Annotated in this window: 18 protein-coding genes; 8 read left to right on the top strand and 10 right to left on the bottom strand. The window is 59.0% G+C overall.

The annotated features are described in order from the left end of the window. The first annotated feature begins 4 nt into the window (after nucleotides 1-4). The 5 genes from guaD (at nucleotide 5) to AC13DJ_RS13265 (ending at nucleotide 5,467) form a co-directional block, all read left to right on the top strand. Nucleotides 5-1,384, top strand: coding sequence for a guanine deaminase (gene guaD / locus AC13DJ_RS13285; protein WP_482933449.1), 1,380 nt, complete (start codon nucleotides 5-7; stop codon nucleotides 1,382-1,384). 4 nt (nucleotides 1,385-1,388) lie between these two features. Beyond that, complete coding sequence (locus tag AC13DJ_RS13280) at nucleotides 1,389-2,591, top strand: urate hydroxylase PuuD (RefSeq protein ID WP_199457931.1); 1,203 nt, start codon at nucleotides 1,389-1,391, stop codon at nucleotides 2,589-2,591. A 215-nt stretch (nucleotides 2,592-2,806) separates the two neighbouring features. Then, nucleotides 2,807-3,847 carry an ABC transporter substrate-binding protein gene (locus AC13DJ_RS13275; protein ID WP_199453912.1) on the top strand — a complete coding sequence of 347 codons (1,041 nt, stop codon included), beginning with the start codon at nucleotides 2,807-2,809 and terminating at the stop codon, nucleotides 3,845-3,847. A gap of 55 nt (nucleotides 3,848-3,902) precedes the next feature. Then, nucleotides 3,903-4,685, top strand: coding sequence for an ABC transporter ATP-binding protein (locus tag AC13DJ_RS13270; RefSeq protein WP_286894606.1), 783 nt, complete (start codon nucleotides 3,903-3,905; stop codon nucleotides 4,683-4,685). After that, nucleotides 4,685-5,467 (top strand): ABC transporter permease, encoded by a 783-nt coding sequence (locus tag AC13DJ_RS13265; RefSeq protein WP_022989087.1) that lies wholly within the window; start codon nucleotides 4,685-4,687, stop codon nucleotides 5,465-5,467. The genes AC13DJ_RS13270 and AC13DJ_RS13265 overlap by 1 nt, the downstream gene beginning before the upstream one ends. Nucleotides 5,468-5,539: 72 nt before the next feature. Here AC13DJ_RS13265 and AC13DJ_RS13260 read toward each other — a convergent pair whose 3' ends face one another. Continuing rightward, nucleotides 5,540-6,607, bottom strand: coding sequence for a BMP family ABC transporter substrate-binding protein (locus tag AC13DJ_RS13260; protein ID WP_022989088.1), 1,068 nt, complete (start codon nucleotides 6,605-6,607; stop codon nucleotides 5,540-5,542). 207 nt (nucleotides 6,608-6,814) lie between these two features. Beyond that, nucleotides 6,815-6,988, bottom strand: coding sequence for a DUF2897 family protein (locus AC13DJ_RS13255; protein WP_022989089.1), 174 nt, complete (start codon nucleotides 6,986-6,988; stop codon nucleotides 6,815-6,817). Nucleotides 6,989-7,111: 123 nt separating this feature from the next. Between AC13DJ_RS13255 and AC13DJ_RS13250 the strand changes: the two genes are divergently transcribed. After that, nucleotides 7,112-7,915, top strand: a complete 804-nt coding sequence (locus AC13DJ_RS13250; protein ID WP_482933448.1) for an RluA family pseudouridine synthase — start codon at nucleotides 7,112-7,114, stop codon at nucleotides 7,913-7,915. Between the two features lie 48 nt (nucleotides 7,916-7,963). On the opposite strand, the gene AC13DJ_RS13245 is transcribed toward AC13DJ_RS13250, so the two are convergent. The 5 genes from AC13DJ_RS13245 to dapA are packed head-to-tail and all read right to left on the bottom strand — an operon-like array spanning nucleotide 7,964 to nucleotide 12,549. Further along, the gene (locus AC13DJ_RS13245; protein ID WP_058340736.1) at nucleotides 7,964-8,971 is read right to left on the bottom strand and encodes an NAD-dependent epimerase; all 1,008 of its coding nucleotides are present in this window, start codon (nucleotides 8,969-8,971) and stop codon (nucleotides 7,964-7,966) included. Nucleotides 8,972-9,021: 50 nt separating this feature from the next. After that, nucleotides 9,022-9,756, bottom strand: a complete 735-nt coding sequence (locus AC13DJ_RS13240; RefSeq protein ID WP_058340735.1) for a TIGR04219 family outer membrane beta-barrel protein — start codon at nucleotides 9,754-9,756, stop codon at nucleotides 9,022-9,024. Between the two features lie 29 nt (nucleotides 9,757-9,785). Next, complete coding sequence (gene purC / locus AC13DJ_RS13235; RefSeq protein ID WP_058340734.1) at nucleotides 9,786-10,499, bottom strand: phosphoribosylaminoimidazolesuccinocarboxamide synthase; 714 nt, start codon at nucleotides 10,497-10,499, stop codon at nucleotides 9,786-9,788. Between the two features lie 42 nt (nucleotides 10,500-10,541). After that, nucleotides 10,542-11,636, bottom strand: coding sequence for an outer membrane protein assembly factor BamC (gene bamC / locus AC13DJ_RS13230; protein ID WP_058340733.1), 1,095 nt, complete (start codon nucleotides 11,634-11,636; stop codon nucleotides 10,542-10,544). Nucleotides 11,637-11,670: 34 nt separating this feature from the next. After that, nucleotides 11,671-12,549, bottom strand: coding sequence for a 4-hydroxy-tetrahydrodipicolinate synthase (dapA, locus tag AC13DJ_RS13225; RefSeq protein WP_058340732.1), 879 nt, complete (start codon nucleotides 12,547-12,549; stop codon nucleotides 11,671-11,673). Between the two features lie 74 nt (nucleotides 12,550-12,623). Between dapA and AC13DJ_RS13220 the strand changes: the two genes are divergently transcribed. After that, entirely contained in the window at nucleotides 12,624-13,091 is a 468-nt protein-coding gene (locus AC13DJ_RS13220; protein ID WP_286815749.1) for a peroxiredoxin, read from the top strand. A 1-nt stretch (nucleotide 13,092) separates the two neighbouring features. Here the strand turns inward: AC13DJ_RS13220 and AC13DJ_RS13215 are convergent, their stop codons facing one another. Next, complete coding sequence (locus AC13DJ_RS13215) at nucleotides 13,093-14,169, bottom strand: AI-2E family transporter (RefSeq protein ID WP_199457927.1); 1,077 nt, start codon at nucleotides 14,167-14,169, stop codon at nucleotides 13,093-13,095. Between the two features lie 15 nt (nucleotides 14,170-14,184). Continuing rightward, nucleotides 14,185-14,412: a sulfurtransferase TusA family protein gene (locus AC13DJ_RS13210; RefSeq protein ID WP_022989098.1), complete on the bottom strand. Its 228-nt coding sequence runs from the start codon at nucleotides 14,410-14,412 to the stop codon at nucleotides 14,185-14,187. 156 nt (nucleotides 14,413-14,568) lie between these two features. Here AC13DJ_RS13210 and AC13DJ_RS13205 point away from each other — a divergent pair, with 156 nt between their 5' ends. Continuing rightward, complete coding sequence (locus AC13DJ_RS13205) at nucleotides 14,569-16,038, top strand: M48 family metalloprotease (RefSeq protein WP_199457926.1); 1,470 nt, start codon at nucleotides 14,569-14,571, stop codon at nucleotides 16,036-16,038. 18 nt (nucleotides 16,039-16,056) lie between these two features. On the opposite strand, the gene nadA is transcribed toward AC13DJ_RS13205, so the two are convergent. Beyond that, a complete protein-coding gene (gene nadA, locus AC13DJ_RS13200; RefSeq protein ID WP_199457925.1) occupies nucleotides 16,057-17,118 on the bottom strand; it encodes a quinolinate synthase NadA in 1,062 nt (353 codons plus the stop codon). Between the last annotated feature and the right edge of the window lie 270 nt (nucleotides 17,119-17,388).

Raw genomic sequence — 17,388 nt, 5'->3', positions numbered from 1 at the left:
GAGGGTGGAACAACAACTTGCGTTTCCGGCCGGATGCCAGGCTTACCGAGGCAACATCCTCCATTTTCTCGACGACCCGGGCAACGCCCTGCAGCCCGAACCTGACAGTTACGAGTACTACCCTGATGGCCTGCTGATCGTTCACCAGGGCCGGGTACTGGCCACGGGGCCGGCCCCCGAACTCATGTCACTCCTGCCCGGCGGAACCGATATCCGGCACTGGCCCGACCGCCTGATTATGCCGGGCTTTATCGACACCCACGTGCATATGCCGCAACTGGCGGTGATGGCCAGTTACGGCACCCAGCTTCTGGACTGGCTGGAGACCTATACCTTCCCTCATGAAGCAAGGTTCTGTGAGGCCGGCTGGGCCAGGGGCGAAGCCGACCGGTTTCTGGATTTGCTGTTGCGCCATGGCACCACCTCTGCCCTGGTGTTCTGCACCTCGCACCCGGCCTCGGTTAATGCGGTGTTTGAGGGCGCACAAAGCCGGGGCATGGCCCTGACTGCCGGCAAGGTCATGATGGACCGGAACGCGCCGGCGAACCTGACCGACACAGCCCGGGAAAGTTATCGGGACAGCTGCGAACTGGCCAAACGCTGGCACAACCGCGGTCGCCTTCGCTACGCCATCACCCCCAGATTTGCCATTACCTCAAGCCCGGCACAACTGCAGCTGGCTGGTGAACTGGCACAGGCATTCCCGGACGCCCTGATCCAGACCCACTGGGCTGAGAATACCGGTGAAATCGAGCTCACCCGGCAACTGTTCCCGGAGCGCCACAGCTACCTGGATGTGTACGACCACTATGGTTTGCTGGGCCGGAATACGGTGCTTGCCCACGGCATCCACATTGGCGACCAGGACCGCCACCGGCTGGCGCAAACCGGCGCGTCTATCGCTTTCTGCCCCACCTCTAACACCTTTCTGGGCAGCGGCCTGTTCGATCTGGGCGCCGCCCGCGCTGCCGGTGTCCAGGTCGGGCTGGCGTCAGACGTCGGCGGCGGCACCAGCCTGTCCATGCTGGCCACCATGGCAGAGGCCTACAAGGTGTGCCGGCTCAGGGGCCAGACACTGACACCCTGGCTGGCCTTCTATCTGGCCACATTGGGCAATGCCAGGGTTCTGCAGCAGGAAGACCAGACCGGTAATTTCCGCCCCGGTAACCAGGCCGATTTTGTGGTTCTGGACCCGCTTGGCGCACCCATCACGGCGATGAAACACCGTGCCGGCCAAAGTCTGCAGGAATTGCTCTTTGACCTGATGATTCTGGGCGATGACCGGGCCATTGCCGCAACTGCCGTCGCCGGCCAGCTTCTCTGGCAGCGCCCTGACGCAGACGAACAACCTGCCCCCCTTTCTTTGACGGCAACAGGAGCCTGACCCTATGGAGGCGTATCTCACCGAATGGCTTGGGCTGATTATTCGCTGGTTTCATGTGATTGCCGGCGTCGCCTGGATTGGCGCATCTTTCTATTTTATCTGGCTGGACAACCACCTGCGCGAGCCGCCGGAATGGAAGCAAGCCAGGGGCATCAAGGGTGACCTTTGGGCCATACACGGCGGTGGCTTTTACGAAGTGGCCAAATACCACCTGGGCCCGGAGCAGATGCCCAGGGAACTGCACTGGTTCAAATGGGAAGCCTACAGCACCTGGCTCAGCGGCATGGCCCTGCTGCTGTTGGTTTACTATCTAGGCAGCCCCGGCTACCTGCTGGACCCGGCCAAAGCCGGTCTCGGCGCCGGCACCGGCGCCGCCCTCGGGCTGGCCAGTATCGCCGCGATGCTTGGCATTTATGAGCTGATGATCCGCAGCCCGCTGGCCGGCAATGGCAAGCTGTTCGGCGCCCTGCTCTACGCACTCCTGGTGTTTGCTGCCTGGGGCCTGTTCCAGATCTTCAGTGGCCGGGGCGCGTTCATTCATATCGGAGCGATGATCGGCACCCTGATGGTAGCCAACGTGTTTCTGGGCATCATGCCCTCACAGCGCGCCCTGGTGAGCGCGGTTCGCGAGGGCAAAACACCGGGGCCGGAGGTTGCCCGGCTGGCAGGCCTCGCCAAGCTGCGTTCCACTCACAACAATTACCTGACCCTGCCGGTGCTGTTCATCATGATCAGCAACCACTACCCCATGTTGTATGGCCACCCCGAAGGCTGGGCCATTCTGGCGGCCATCGGTTTTATCACCGCCTTTGCCCGTCACTATTTCAACCTGAAACACCGGGGCATCCATAAGCCCGGAATACTGGTGCTTTCTGCCTTGCTGACCCTGGCTCTGGTATGGGCCCTCGCCCCTGACAACCGCAATTCTGACGCCGCTGTTGAACGCGTTGTGGCTACCGATACCGAGGTTTCCGGTCTGCTCCGCCAGCACTGTACCGCCTGCCATGCCCGGGAGCCGGCGCATCCGGGCTTTCAGGCACCGCCTGCCGGCATCGTACTGGAACAGCTGACTGACCTGCTGGCCCATTCCGCCCGGGTGCAGCAAGCAGCCGTCCGCACCCATTACATGCCCCTGGGCAATGCCAGCGGCATGACCGAGCAGGAACGCACCGCACTGGGGGGCTGGCTGGATAACGCTGGCCAATAACGCCCTGGCGGCACCGGTTTGGTCCACAGGGCCAGGCCGGAGCGCCATTTCAGGGCACTCTCTTAACACCCGGTGGAGCCCGGAAGCCAACAAAATAGACCATGTGGTCAGGTTTTACGCCACTCGGGCCGGTGTTCCGGGACTCTGGTACGGCAATTGCACTTTCCCTGTGAGTACGCAAAACCTCTATTCCAAACACAGCGAGGAACACCTCCATGAAAGCAAAACAGCAAAAGCCCGGCCTGTTCAGGGGGCTGTCAAAAGCCGTCACTCTGGCAGGCGCCTTGGCCGCGAGCACCTTAGCCCAGGCTGACACCAACATTCGGTTTACCCTGGACTGGCGTTTTGAAGGGCCCTCTGCGCCTTTCCTGATGGCTCTCGATAAGGGCTATTTCAAGAGTGAGGGGCTCAACGTCACCATTGATGCCGGCAATGGCTCGGCAGGTGCGGTTACCCGCGTAGCCACCAACGCCTACGACATGGGCTTTGCCGACTTCAGCGCGCTGACAGAAACCACCTCCAAAAACCCGGAAACCGGTGTAACCGCCGTTTATATGGTCTACAACACCATGCCTGCAGCGGTGTTTGCCCTGAAAGAATCCGGCATTGAAAAACCCGAAGACCTGGCAGGCAAGACTCTGGGCGCCCCCGTGTTCGATGGCGGCCGCAAAGCCTGGCCGTCGTTTGCCCGGCATAACAACCTGGCCGTGGACTCCGTTGAGTGGCAATCAGCCGATCCTGCCATCCGGGAAACCCTGCTGGCCCGGGGTGAGGTAGACGCCATTACCGGTTTCTACTTCACCAGCCTGCTGAACCTAGAAGCCCGCGGCGTTGCGCCGGACAACATCGTGGCGCTGAAATACCCGGATTACGGAGTGGAGTTCTACGGCAACACCATCATTGCCCAGGATGCCTTGCTCGAACAGAACCCGGAGGCGGTCAAAGGGTTTCTGAGAGCCTTCAACAAAGCCCTGAAAGAAACCATCGAAGATCCTGAAACCGCGATTACCTATGTAAAAAAACGGGATGGCCTGATCAAACAGGACCTGGAGCTGCGCCGCCTTAAACTGGCCATGGACAACCACGTGATCACCGAAGAAACCCGCGCGGAAGGTCTGGGCGCCATCACCGAAGCGCGCATGGAGCGGGCCGTGGCGGACATGGTGGCCTCCTATAACCTGGAACCGTCAGACCAACTCACGCAGTTGTTCGACAGCAGCTACCTGCCATCACAGGCAGAGCGCTCGATCGATTGACGCACCTGTGCCCGGGTACCGCGCACCCGGGCTCCCTGGCCTACCGGAGTACCAGATGAACCTTGTCGAGTTTGAGAATGTAAGCATGCGTTACGGAGAGGATGGCCCGCTGGCGATCGAAAACATCTCCCTGAGCGTGAAAGAAAATGAGTTTGTGGCGGTGGTGGGCCCTTCGGGCTGTGGCAAGTCCACCCTGATGAAGCTGGTCACCGGGCTTGCGCCACCGAGCGATGGCTATGTCTATCTGGGGGGCAAGCAAGTGGCGGGCCCGCAGAAGGGTGTTGGCATGGCGTTCCAGGCCTCCAACCTGCTGCCGTGGCGCACGACCCTTGAAAACGTGCTGCTGCCACTTGAGATAGTGGCGGAGTACCGCCACAAGTTCCGCCGGGAAAAAACACAGTTCGAAGAACTGGGGCGCGCCCTGCTCAAGCGGGTTGGCCTTGCCGGCTGCGAACACAAATATCCCTGGGAGCTGTCCGGCGGCATGCAGCAGCGGGCGTCAATCTGCCGCGCACTGATCCACCGCCCCTCCCTGCTGATGCTGGACGAACCGTTTGGCGCACTGGATGCCTTCACCCGTGAGGAACTCTGGTGCATGGTCCGGGATTTATGGCAGGAAGAGCCCTTTACCGTGGTTCTGGTAACCCACGACCTTCGCGAAGCGGTTTTTCTGGCCGATACCGTATACGTCATGAGCAAGGGCCCGGGCCGGATACTGGTTCGCAAGCCGGTAAACCTGCCCCGGCCCAGAGAGCTTTCCGTCACCTACACCGATCCCTTTGCCGACCTGGTGTTCGAATTACGTGACCACATTGGCCGAATCCGGGAGGGATCCTGATGACCCTGGCTCAGCGCAAACGCCTGTTGATGAAAGCCTCGCCCTGGCTATTGCTCCTGTTTCTGGGGCTGTTCTGGGAGCTGCTTTGCTTTGCTTTCCAGATTCCTGACTACCTGTTTCCCGCCCCCACCGATATCTGGCGCTCCTGGCTGGAATACCGGCCACAAATCATTGAGCATGCCACCCAGACACTGTTCACCACCGTTGTCGGATTCGCCCTTGCCGTGGTATTCGGGCTGGTTCTGGGCATGCTGGTGGGTTCCTCACCGGTAATCTACAAGGCCGTCTATCCGTTGATGGTGGGCTTCAACAGCATCCCGAAAGTGGCTTTCGTGCCAGTGCTGGTAGTCTGGTTTGGCATTGGCACAGTGCCCGCCATACTCACCGCATTTCTGATCTCGTTCTTCCCGGTGGTGGTGAATATGGCCACCGGCCTGGCGACGCTGGAGCCAGAGCTGCAGGACGTTATGCGTTCGCTCGGCGCCAGCCGCATCGATATCCTGAAGAAAGTCGCCCTGCCCCGCTCCATGCCATACTTCTTCGCTTCACTCAAGGTTGCTATCACTCTGGCCTTTGTCGGTTCGGTCATCTCTGAAACCGTAGCGTCCAACGTTGGCATCGGGTACCTGATGCTGTCGGCAAGCTCGACGATGGATATGGGGCTGGTGTTTGCAGGCCTGGTGGTGATCGGCGTCATGGGCGTGGTGATGTACGAACTCTTCGCACTGGTCGAGCGACGGATGACCGGCTGGGCCACGCGCGGTTCCGACCCTGCGTTCTGAAACACACCCGCCAGTCAGCCAATAAAGAGCCCCATTGATCGGGGCTCTTTTGTCAGTGTCTGATCAGAATCGTTACTGCGGCAGTGTTGCCCCGACGCCTTCCACGAACCAGTTCATACCCGCCAGTTCCTGCTCGGTCATGGTCACCCCGTCTGCCACTTTCAGCTCGCCGGCCTGGTCTTTCAAAGGACCGGTAAACGGATGCAACTCACCGGCACCAATAGCCTCAATCACCTGGTTCACGGCCGCCGACTGCTCCTCGCTCAGGCGGTCGCTCAGGCCGATAATCTGGATCATATCCTCGTCAATGCCACCCCAGTGATCCTCTGGCACCCAGCTGTCATCCATGACCTTCTGAACCTGCTCAACGTAATAAGGCCCCCAGTTATTGGCGACGGATAACAGGTGGGCCTCCTTGCCAAACTCCCGCATATCAGATGCCTGCCCGACACCCCAGTTACCCCGGCGCAAGGCGGACATCAGAGGCGCAGGGCTGTCGGTGTGCTGAATCACCACATCGGCCCCCTGATCCATCATGGCGTTGGCAGCATCGGCCTCTTTGGCCGGATCAAACCAGGTGTTGGCCCACACCACCTTGATCTCGATATCGGGGTTCACCGACTTAGCCCCCAGATACACCGCGTTGATATCGCGAATGACTTCCGGAATCGGGAACGAGGCAATGTAACCCAGCACATTCGACTCGGTCACCAACCCGGCCGCCACTCCCGTTACATAACGCCCCTCGTAGGTCTTGGACAGATAGGTACCCACGTTATCCGCCTGCTTATAGCCGGTGGCATGCATGAAGGTGATATCAGGGAACTGTTCGGCAACCCGGATGGTGGGGTTCATAAAACCGAACGACGTGGTGAAGATAACGTCGTTGCCGGCCTGGGCCAGCATGCGGATGGTGCGCTCGGCGTCGGCACCTTCGGCCACGTTTTCCACATAGGTGGTTTGAACCTGGTCACCGAAGTGCGCCTCAACGGCTTTGCGGCCCAGATCGTGCTGGTAACTCCAGCCGTGATCCCCGATGGGGCCAACGTAGACAAATCCGATTTTCATCGGGTCTTCTGCCATTACGGAAGAAGATAAAGTCAGGGCAATGGCCGCTGCCAGACTGCGTTTCATGCTCATGCATCGTTCTCCTGAACCATTCTGAAGTTGTGTTGCACCGCCCTAAGCGGGTAACAACTTCAGATGGAGCAAAAAGCTGGCCAATTGTTCAGGTTTTTCAATGCATTGTTTTTAATGCATTTTCCATTGTCGCTTTGCCAGAATTTAAAAGGCCTGCACTACACCGGTGCGCAACGCCACACCGACAGGCAAGCCCCGGGGCAATAATCACCAGCGATCCCTTTCCTCCTCGTCTGCCTTCTCCTGCTCCGCCTTACGCTCCCGAATCTTCTCCAGCTTTTCCTTGGGAATCTTCATATTGGCGCTATCACGCAAAAACAGCAGGCTGCCGACAACCAATGCGAATGCAGCGAAAAGAAATAGCCAGCCAATGAGCGGCATAATACGGTCTCCTTGAATATCGGCCTTTACGAACAGTAGCACAGCCGGTAAAGGCGCGCTCCCGTAGCCGTTTCCGCTATAATGCCCGGCCTGCTTACCTGAAACCGGAGTACTCCAGCCACCATGCGCCAGACCATCGACCTGACTGTTGAAAGCTCCCGGCTTGCGGTAGATGCGCTGGCGGAAGCATCCGGCCTGCCCAAGCAGCGCATCAAGGATGCCATGGCCAAGGGCGCCTGCTGGTGGACCCAGAAAGGCAAGCAGGTGCGGTTGCGGAAGGCCAAGCGGGAGCTGAAACCGGGCACTCGTATCCAGCTGTTCTATGATGACCAGGTTCTGGCGCGCCAACCGGAAGAACCCGAATTGCTGGAGAACAAAGGCCGTTACACTGTCTGGTTCAAGCCGCACGGGTTGCTGTCCCAGGGTTCGCAGTGGGGCGACCACTGCTGCTTGCTGCGTCTGGCTGAAACCGAACTGAACAAACCCTGTTTTCTGGTGCACCGGCTGGACGGGGATGCCGCGGGCATCATGTTGATCGCCCACGATGGTAAAGCCGCGGCAGCGCTGTCCCAACTTTTCTCCGGACGAACCATGACCAAGATCTACCGGGCCCGGGTAACCGGCAACCTGGTTGCAGACGACCTGCGGATCGACACGCCCCTGGACGGCAAAGCCTCGGTCAGTCGCGTGACTACCCTCAGCTATGATGCAGATTCCGATACCACCGAGTTGGAAGTCCGCATCGAAACTGGCCGGAAACACCAGATACGGCGACACCTGTCCGGTATTGATCACCCGATTGTCGGAGACAGGCTTTACGGAACAGCAGATTCTGCCGGGCTGCAACTGACCGCAGTTGAACTGGCCTTCCACTGCCCGGTCACCGGCAGACCGGTATCTTTTGCGCTAACCAACCAGGTCTCATAAACAAAGAAGGCCAGCAACGATGCTGGCCTTCTTTCTGTGCAGTGGCGATCAGACCTTGTAGAAATCCCGGTACCAGTCCACGAAGTTGGCTATGCCCTCTTCCACGGTGGTAGACGGCTTGTAGTCCACATCATTGATCAGGTCATCCACATTGGCGTAGGTCGCCGGCACGTCACCGGGCTGCATGGGCAACAGGTTCTTCTCGGCCTTTTTGCCGACCCGCTCTTCGATGATCTCGATAAACCGGGACAGCTCCACCGGGTTATTGCTGCCGATGTTGTAGATGCGGTACGGCGCCTTGCTGGTACCCGGGTCCGGCTGGGCACCGCTCCAGTCTTCGTTGGGCTGGGCGACGTTGTCCAGCGTACGGATGACACCCTCTACGATATCGTCGATGTAGGTGAAATCCCGCTTGTGATGGCCGTGGTTGAACACATCAATCGGCTCGCCCGCCAGGATCTTCTTGGTGAAGATAAACAGCGCCATATCCGGCCGGCCCCAGGGACCGTATACGGTAAAGAACCGCAGGCCGGTGGTGGGCAGGTTGTACAGGTGGCTGTAGGTGTGAGCCATCAGCTCATTGGCCTTCTTGGAGGCCGCGTACAGGCTCAGGGGGTGGTCTACGTTGTCATGCACGGAGAACGGCATGGTCTCGTTAGCGCCGTATACCGAACTGCTGGAGGCGTACACCAGGTGCTTCACGTCGTTATGGCGGCAGCCTTCCAGGATGTTCATAAAGCCAACCAGGTTGGCCTCTACGTAGGCGTGGGGGTTCTCCAGGGAATAGCGTACGCCGGCCTGGGCGGCCAGGTGCACCACCCGCTCGGGCTTGTGTTCCCGGAACAGGGCTTCCATAGCGGCCCGGTCTGCTACGTCCTGGCGCACTTCGGTGAACCCCACCTTGCCGGTTAGCCGGGCCAGGCGAGCCTCTTTCAGGTTCACATCGTAATAGTCGTTTACGTTGTCCACGCCGATGACTTCATCACCGCGATCCAGCAGTCGATGGGCCAGGTGTGAGCCGATAAAACCGGCGGTTCCCGTAACGAGGATTTTCAAGATCTGTTCTCCATGAAAAATGGCGCCCGGAGGCGCCTTTTAATGCTCGCTCAGAAGGTGAAGCCGACGCTGGCGAAGGGGCCGGAGAGCTCCACGTCCAGCTTGTCGTCGTCATCTTCGTAATCAATCGCCATTTCGCGGTAGCCTGCACGCAGCTGCAGCATGGCAATCTCGAACTGGCCGTACACGTTCACATCGTGCAGGGAGTCGCCGCTGTAGCTTACAAAGTTACCGTCAGCGCCCACAGATACACCGGTGAACGGCAGGTCGAAGCGGGCGGCCAGGTAGCCCATGGGTACCACGGCATCGACGGTGGTTTTACTGACGTTGGCGGTATTGGTCTGGTCCCGAACGATCAGCTCACCATCAAACTTGCGAGCGGTCAGGCCGAGATCCAGGTTTACCCAGTTATCCAGCACTTCGTAGTAGAAGGTGGCGTCCAGTTGGTCGAGATCCAGATCGGAGTTAACGTCGGCGTTGATGATGTCATCAAAGCCTTCGGGACCAATCTTACCGCTCCCACTCTCGGAAATGCTGGTGTAGTTCACCCGCACGTTCGGCAGCAGCGGCACCGGATGCTCGAAGTAAGCCGTGAAGTTGGCGTTGCTGTCGCTGTCCATATTGAGATCATTCTCGATATCAACGGCAGAGCCTTTGTTCACCACCTCACCGGAGAAATCGGAATCCCAGTAGCTTACGTTTGCGCCCACGCCCAGAATGTCGGCATTGGCCAACGGGGCCGCCAGTACCAGCGAACCACCTACAGCAATCATCAACTTACGCATACATCACCTTTCTGCTTGTTGTGCTTTATTCAGTCAAAGTTGATGCCAAGACGGCGACCAACTTCCTCATAGGTTTCGATGACATCACCAAGCCCTTGACGGAAACGGTCCTTGTCCATCTTCTTGCGGGTTTCCTTGTCCCAGATACGGCAGCCGTCGGGGCTGAACTCGTCACCCAGTACAATCTCGCCACCGCTGCGGCCGAATTCCAGCTTGTAGTCCACCAGCAGCATGCCGGCGTCATCAAACAGGGCCTTCAGTACGTCGTTCACCTTGTAGGTGAGCTCTTTCATCCTGGCCAGTTCCTGCTCGCCGGCCCAGCCGAAGCTGACCGCCAGGGATTCGTTTACCATCGGATCGTGCAGGGCATCGTTCTTCAGGAACAGTTCGAACGTAGGCGGATTCAGCTCCTGGCCTTCTTCTACACCCAGGCGACGGCACAGGCTGCCGGCGGAAATATTGCGAACCACACACTCCACCGGAATCATGTCCAGCTTCTTGACCAGCGATTCGGTGTCCGACAGCAGGCCCTCGAAGTGAGTCGGTACACCGGCTGCTTCCAGCTTCTCCATGATGAAGGCGTTGAACTTGTTGTTCACCATGCCTTTGCGGTTCAGCTGTTCTTTCTTCTCGCCGTCAAAGGCCGAGGTGTCATCCCGGAATACCAGAACAAAACGCTCGGGGTCGTCAGTGCGATATACGGATTTTGCCTTGCCGGCGTAGAGTTCTTCACGCTTTTCCATTGGGGTCTCCAAACGCGGGCGACCTGTCAGCCGCCCCGTTGATCAATACAGTTGTTCAAACAAACGGGTGAGCAAGTCAGATGCGCTGTACTCACCCGTGTAGTTGTCCTGCTGCTCGGCCGTTACAAACACGGCGTCGTCTTGCTGCTCAACCCGCACAGTATGGGTGTGAGTGGGTTCGTCTTTACTGCTGAACCAGGAGAACCAGCCGGGCGAGCGCTCGTCTTCGGTGCGGAAATCCACCTGGAACCAACCGGCACTGCGGTTAAGATCCATTACCTCAGCGTCGATCTCGGTCAGGGAACGGTTTACCTCAGCCCAGGTCCGGCCGTAATCCAGCTCTACCCTCACCGCAGTGGCAACGTCGCCTTCCGACAACAGTCGCACCAAAGGCTCGGCTACCATGCCAGACGCTGCCCGGGAGAAGGACTTGTTGTCTTCACGGGCTTTCAGGAACTCGCCCAGTTCACCCAGCAGGGCTTTCTGGCGCTCCAGGGCCGATTCAGAACCGGCAGCACCGTCATCCCAGCTGACCAGGCCCTCAGGGTTCTCTGCCAGTTCAACCGTGCGGACACGAATCTCGGTGGTCTTGCGGCGGATACCCGGAGCCAGGCGGGTCTGTACCAGCACCCGCGGCTCGTCGGCGGCCGGGGTGTTATCCAGGCCGAGAAGCTCACGGCTGCGCTTGCTGAAGTTGGCCAGCTCACTCTGCATAACGCCCAGCTGGGGGCTGTCGTGGGCCATGCCCAGGCCTGACTGGTTCATCCAGGCGCTGACCACAGGCCACAGCCGGCCCGGCACTTCGTTCACCAGCAGCCAGGCCCGACCATCCAGCTCTTCGATCACATAGTTCTGATCGAGAATTTCGGAGGTCATGTCCGGGGGTTTGGGAATCGACGACGGATACATCCGGCGGGAATCATCGGTATTGATGCTCCGTACCGGCATGATTTCAGAAAAACGGGACTGGTCTGCGCTCTCCGGGATTTCAATGGGCTGCCCTTCGGGCGCATCCACGTAGCGCTGGGAACGGTCTTCCAGCAAGCTGCAACCAGCCAGGCTGGTTACAAGCAGAATCCCGGCCACTGGCCGGGACATCTGCGGGGTTTTACTGCGGGCTCGTGCAAGAAACTGCATCGGCAACTCCGGTTAGCGGGTGATTCTTACGGCTTCAGAGAACACCAGCGGCTCTGAGGGCGTCTTCCACCTCGCCGTGGAACTTCTCGCTGAGCGGTGTCAGCGGCAATCGGATGCCTTCACCAATCATGCCCATGCGCTGCAAGGCCCATTTCACCGGAATCGGATTGGCTTCCAGGAACAGCTTGCGGTTCAGCGGCATCAGCAGCTCGTTAAGGCGAGCGGTTTCGCCCTGATCACCGGCAACCGCCGCTTCACACAGCTGGGACATGGCTTTCGGAGCCACGTTCGCGGTTACCGAAACGTTACCCTTGGCGCCGGCCAGCATCAGGTCTGCGGCTGTGGCGTCGTCACCGGAGTAAACCGCCAGGCGGCCTTTAACAGCCTCGATCAGTTCGCTGCCGCGGGGAATGTTACCGGTAGCGTCTTTAATACCGACAATATTGGGAATGTCAGCCAGGCGTTCAACGGTCTCGTTCAACATGTCGCAGGCGGTACGGCCCGGCACGTTGTACAGAATCTGGTTCATGCCCGGTACAGCTTCGGCGATGGTCTTGAAGTGCTGGTACAGGCCTTCCTGGGTCGGCTTGTTGTAGTAAGGCACCACAAGCAGACAGGCATCGGCACCCAGTTTATGGGCTTCAGTGGTCAGTTCGATCGCTTCGCGCGTACTATTACCACCGGTACCGGCAATCACAGGAATCCGGCCGGCCACCCGTTTTATGATATGCCCGATAACCCGACAATGCTCTTTCGGGTCCAGGGTTGCGGATTCGCCGGTGGTACCCACAGCAACAATACCGTGAGTGCCGTTTTCGATGTGAAAGTCCACCAGTTTGTCCAAATCCTCCCAGTGAATCTCACCGTCTGGATGCATGGGCGTGACCAGTGCGACAAGGCTACCCGTAATCATAAAAGCTCCGTCCGAATAAAACCGATATGGTAATGTTGGGCTCGTAACGACACAAGGGAATTCAAGGAGAACTCATGTCATCTGTAGCATTGAACCAACCCATCCCTGATTTTGAAGCCTCGGCCACCGGTGAACAGGTCATCCGGCCAGCCGACCTCAAGGGCAAAAACATCGTTATCTATTTCTACCCGAAAGACAATACACCCGGCTGCACCACCGAGGGCCAGGACTTCCGCGATCGCATGTCACAGTTCGCGGAGCTGGACACCGAAATCTTTGGTGTTTCCCGGGATGGCCTGAAGGCTCACGAGAACTTTCGGGCGAAATACGATTTCCCCTTTCACCTGATCTCAGACAAAGATGAAACCCTGTGCAAGCTGTTTGACGTCATCAAACTGAAAAAGCTCTATGGCAAGGAGCATCTTGGCATCGAACGCAGCACCTTCCTGTTCGACAAGAAAGGTGTGCTGCGCCAGGAGTGGCGGGGCGTAAAAGTACCCGGCCACGTTGACGAAGTGCTCGAGGCCGTCAAGGCGCTCTGAATCAGGTTTCCTGTGCCGGTGCGGGTATGTCTTCCTGCACCGGCCACGCGGCAAACACGGCTTTCAGCATGGTTGCCAGCGGAATCGCAAAGAACACACCCCACAAGCCCCAGATACCTCCGAAGAACAGTACCGCCACGATAATGGCCACCGGGTGCAGGTTGTTAACCTCTGAAAACAGTACCGGAACAAGCACGTTGCCATCCAACGCCTGGATAATGCCGTAAACCACCATGATCCAGATAAACTGGCTGCTCCAGCCAAAGGCGAACAAGCCGATCACGGCGACCGGCACGGTCACCACGGCGGCACCGATATAGGGAATCACCACGCTCAGCCCCACCAGCAAAGAGAGCAGCGCAGCATAGGGCATGCCCAGCAACTTGAACGCCACGTAGGTGGTCCCGCCAACGATCAGGATTTCCACGGCTTTACCGCGCACATAGTTGGCACATTGCAGGTTAACTTCGTGCCAGATACGAACCATCATCGGGCGTTGCGGCGGCAGCAGGCGGCCAATGGAATTGACGATGAGCTCCCGGTCTTTCAGGAAGAAAAACACCAGGATCGGCACCAGCACCATATAAATCAGCAGGGCCACCAGGTCCGGAATACTGGAAAGCGAGAAAGACACCAGCCACTGGGTTGCGTGCCCTACTTCCGCAGAGATTTCCGCGTAGATCAGGTTCACCGCCTCTTCGGAGACCAGATGGGGATATTCCTGCGGCAACAGTGAAAGATACGACTGCAGCTCGCGGATAATCCGGGGCGCTTCGCCGGCCAGGGTGCTCACCTGCGTCCAGATAAGCGGCAGCAGGCCGAAGATAAACCCGATCAGCACACCCATAAACATCAGGAACACCGAAATAACCGCAACCGTCTGGGGAACCCCCATGCGATTCAGCTTGGACACCAGCCCTTGCAGGATAAAAGCGACGATCAGTGATGCAATGGCCGGCGCCAGCATGGCACCGAACCAGATGACGAAAATTGTTCCTGTCACCAGCAGCAAAAAAAGGATGACCGCTTCTTCGTCCGAGAAATACTTGTGGGCCAGGCCCCGTAAAATTCTGACCATGAAAATCTCCGGAAATTAACCGCCGCACTCTATCATGAAACGATAGACGCCATTACTCTCCGATTGGCTGACAAGCCGGTGGGGCGACATGGCAACATAGGCGGGAATGTCCCGGTTAGAGCCGGCATCGGTAGCCAGCACTTCCAGCTGCTCACCCGGCGACATGCTGTTGAGCTCAAGCTTGGTCTTCAGTAACGGCATCGGGCAGCGCAGGCCGCTTGCGTCCAGACTTCGGTCAGCCATAAGAAAAAGTTACCATTAACATTCAGTCAGTATTCAGGCACGCATTATGCCGGTGGTGTTACCCTATTGCACCTCAAGAGTTGGTAATCCAAACCAGAACTTCGAAGGGCACCACTGGTCTAACGGCCATCTGAAACCGGGGCAGTATCGGAATCCATGACGCACTCCAAAAATCGCCGAAGCAGATCGCGTTCAAGCCTGGCCCTGACCCTGGCCGCCAGCCTGCTGGCCACACCGGCTGCGCTGACCGCCGACAACTCCACACTGCCCAGCATTGGCGGCAGCGGTGGCCTGATTTCCGGCCAGCAGGAGGCCGACATCGGCCAGCAGGTGATGACCTCCATCCGGCGCTCGGCCCCGCAGATCCAGGACCCGCTGGTTTACGACTATCTCAGTTCAATGATTTACCGGCTGGTGCCCTCGGCTCCGCTGGATGATCGCAATCTCAGCCTGGTACTGATCGACAGCCCTGCCCTGAACGCCTTTGCCGTGCCCGGCGGTATCGTTGGCGTGAATGGCGGCCTGTTTTTGAACGCCGCCACCGAGCAGCAGTTTGCTTCGGTACTCGCCCACGAACTGGCGCACCTGAGCCAGCGTCACTTTGCCCGGCGCATGCAGCAGCAGGAAACCAGCGCACCGCTGACCCTCGCCGGCATGATTGCCGGCATTGTGTTATCGGCAGTGACCCAGTCAGACATCGGCATCGCCGCCATTGCCGGCACCCAGGCCATCTCCATGCAGAACATGCTGGCCTACAGCCGATCCCACGAACAGGAAGCTGACCGTGTGGGCCTGGACATCCTGGCCAGCGCCGGCATGGATCCGCGGGGCATGCCGGAAATGTTCGAGATCATGATGCGCCAGAACCGTCTGCAAGGTAACCGGCTGCCGGAATACCTTTCCACGCACCCGCTCACCCAGAGCCGGGTAGCCGACACCCGCAACCGGGCCGAGCAATACCCTGACGAACGAGTGCGGGATGGCCAGGAATACCACCTTGTGCGCAGCCGGCTGCAGGTGCACTACGCCCAATCCCCGGAGATTGCGATCGAAACCTTCGAGGCCTACCTGAACCGGGACGACGCCCAGCGCAACGATGCTATCCGCTATGGCCTGGCCGTGGCCTATCACGAAGCCAGGCAGTACCAGAAGGCAGAAAACATCCTGAGGGAGCTGCTGGAAGACAATCCGGGGCGCATCACGTTTCAGGTCTCCCTGGCCGAAACACAAATCAGCCAGCAGCGCTTTGCCGAGGCCAGAAACCTGTTGCAGGGTGCGCTGTCACGCAATCCGGGCAACTACCCGATCAGCATGATGCTGGCCAGCGCCGAAATCGGTGACGGTAACGGCTCTGCAGCAGCGTCTGTACTCAGGGATATGAGCCGACAATATCCGCACCAGGAACAGGTCTGGCTGCGACTGGCAGAAGCGGAAGGTATGGCCCGCAATATTGTGGGCGTGCATCGGGCACGGGCAGAGTATGAGGTATTGATGGGAGACTGGCGTGCGGCCCAGCGCCAGTTGCGCCAGGCCCAGGAACTGCTGCCGGCCGGGTCTACCGAACGGCAGGTGATCAACCAGCGTCTGGGCGAAATTGCCAGCCGCCTTCAGGAGGCCCGCCAGTAAGGACGGGCAAGGCTGAAATCAGGCGTTGCCTGCGGCCTTCAGGTTCATATTGGCAGTAAAGTCCAGCATACGGCGCAGGGGGCGCAAGGCATCCTCACGCAATGCATCGTCTACCAGCACTTCCTGGTCACCGGTTTCCAGGACATGCAGCAGGTTCTCGAGCCCGTTCATGGCCATCCAGGGGCAATGGGCACAGCTGCGGCAGGTAGCACCGTTTCCGGCAGTCGGAGCTTCAATCAAAGTCTTGTTCGGCGCCAGCTGCTGCATCTTGTAGAAGATACCGTTGTCGGTGGCGACAATGAACTCTTCATTCGGCAGGGTCTGCACCGCGTGAATCAGCTGGGACGTTGAACCCACCACATCCGCCATCTGCACCACGGCATCCGGTGATTCCGGGTGCACCAGCACGGCGGCATCCGGGTACAGGGCCTTGAGGTCTTCCAGGCCGCGGAACTTGAATTCCTCGTGCACAATGCAGGAGCCGTCCCACAGCAGCACATCGGCGCCCGTAGTCTTCTGCACGTAGTGGCCAAGGTGTTTGTCTGGCGCCCACAGGATTTTCTCGCCCCGGGCATCCAGGTGCTCAACAATAGCCTGGGCACAGCTGGAGGTAACCACCCAGTCTGCCCTCGCCTTCACGGCCGCCGAAGTATTGGCGTAGACCACCACGGTCCGGTCCGGATGCTGGTCGCAGAACTCGGAGAACTCGTCCGCCGGGCAGCCCACATCCAGCGAGCAGGTCGCCTCCAGGGTGGGCATAAGCACACGCTTTTCCGGGTTAAGGATCTTGGCGGTCTCGCCCATGAAGCGGACGCCTGCCACCACAACCGTAGACGCGGGATGCTGATTGCCAAAGCGGGCCATTTCCAGCGAGTCTGCCACACAGCCGCCGGTTTCCTCAGCCAGTCGCTGGATGTCCGGGTCTGTGTAGTAATGCGCAACCAGCACGGCATCCTTCGCCTTGAGGGCATCTTTGATGCGCGCCTCGAGGTCGGCCTTTTCACTGTCGCTCAAAGGCTTGGGCTCGGCCTGGTGGGCCAGGTGTTCCTGAACAAGGATACGGTCTTGCGCTCGTGTCATCGCTGGATCTCTGAAATACGTTTACCGCCAGAGTATATCACTTCCCCACCGCATTTCATCGGCCTGCAATATACCCGTGATAAAGCCCTGAGTGGCTGCCGGGGCTGATTGAAAGATGGTGGCCCGACAGGCAGCGAGTAGGGTGAGGCGTTACCGCCTCATCCCTCTCACAGAACCGTACATACGGGCCACGTATACGGCTCATGCCATTAACTTACCCCGAACTCGGGGACAGTGATGCCGGTTTTGACCTTCGCAAGATCCATCAAC

Source organism: Marinobacter sp. L-46, assembly GCF_056859535.1.
This window is presented reverse-complemented; position numbering and strand designations above follow the sequence as displayed.

Bases quoted from the DNA above. Each gene is read 5' to 3' on its own strand.
- AC13DJ_RS13280 (WP_199457931.1), top strand. From the start codon at position 1,389: ATGGAGGCGTATCTCACCGAATGGCTTGGGCTGATTATTCGCTGGTTT.
- AC13DJ_RS13275 (WP_199453912.1), top strand. From the start codon at position 2,807: ATGAAAGCAAAACAGCAAAAGCCCGGCCTGTTCAGGGGGCTGTCAAAA.
- AC13DJ_RS13270 (WP_286894606.1), top strand. From the start codon at position 3,903: ATGAACCTTGTCGAGTTTGAGAATGTAAGCATGCGTTACGGAGAGGAT.
- AC13DJ_RS13265 (WP_022989087.1), top strand. From the start codon at position 4,685: ATGACCCTGGCTCAGCGCAAACGCCTGTTGATGAAAGCCTCGCCCTGG.
- AC13DJ_RS13260 (WP_022989088.1), bottom strand. From the start codon at position 6,607: ATGAGCATGAAACGCAGTCTGGCAGCGGCCATTGCCCTGACTTTATCT.
- AC13DJ_RS13255 (WP_022989089.1), bottom strand. From the start codon at position 6,988: ATGCCGCTCATTGGCTGGCTATTTCTTTTCGCTGCATTCGCATTGGTT.
- AC13DJ_RS13250 (WP_482933448.1), top strand. From the start codon at position 7,112: ATGCGCCAGACCATCGACCTGACTGTTGAAAGCTCCCGGCTTGCGGTA.
- AC13DJ_RS13240 (WP_058340735.1), bottom strand. From the start codon at position 9,756: ATGCGTAAGTTGATGATTGCTGTAGGTGGTTCGCTGGTACTGGCGGCC.
- purC (WP_058340734.1), bottom strand. From the start codon at position 10,499: ATGGAAAAGCGTGAAGAACTCTACGCCGGCAAGGCAAAATCCGTATAT.
- bamC (WP_058340733.1), bottom strand. From the start codon at position 11,636: ATGCAGTTTCTTGCACGAGCCCGCAGTAAAACCCCGCAGATGTCCCGG.
- dapA (WP_058340732.1), bottom strand. From the start codon at position 12,549: ATGATTACGGGTAGCCTTGTCGCACTGGTCACGCCCATGCATCCAGAC.
- AC13DJ_RS13220 (WP_286815749.1), top strand. From the start codon at position 12,624: ATGTCATCTGTAGCATTGAACCAACCCATCCCTGATTTTGAAGCCTCG.
- AC13DJ_RS13215 (WP_199457927.1), bottom strand. From the start codon at position 14,169: ATGGTCAGAATTTTACGGGGCCTGGCCCACAAGTATTTCTCGGACGAA.
- AC13DJ_RS13210 (WP_022989098.1), bottom strand. From the start codon at position 14,412: ATGGCTGACCGAAGTCTGGACGCAAGCGGCCTGCGCTGCCCGATGCCG.
- AC13DJ_RS13205 (WP_199457926.1), top strand. From the start codon at position 14,569: ATGACGCACTCCAAAAATCGCCGAAGCAGATCGCGTTCAAGCCTGGCC.
- nadA (WP_199457925.1), bottom strand. From the start codon at position 17,118: ATGACACGAGCGCAAGACCGTATCCTTGTTCAGGAACACCTGGCCCAC.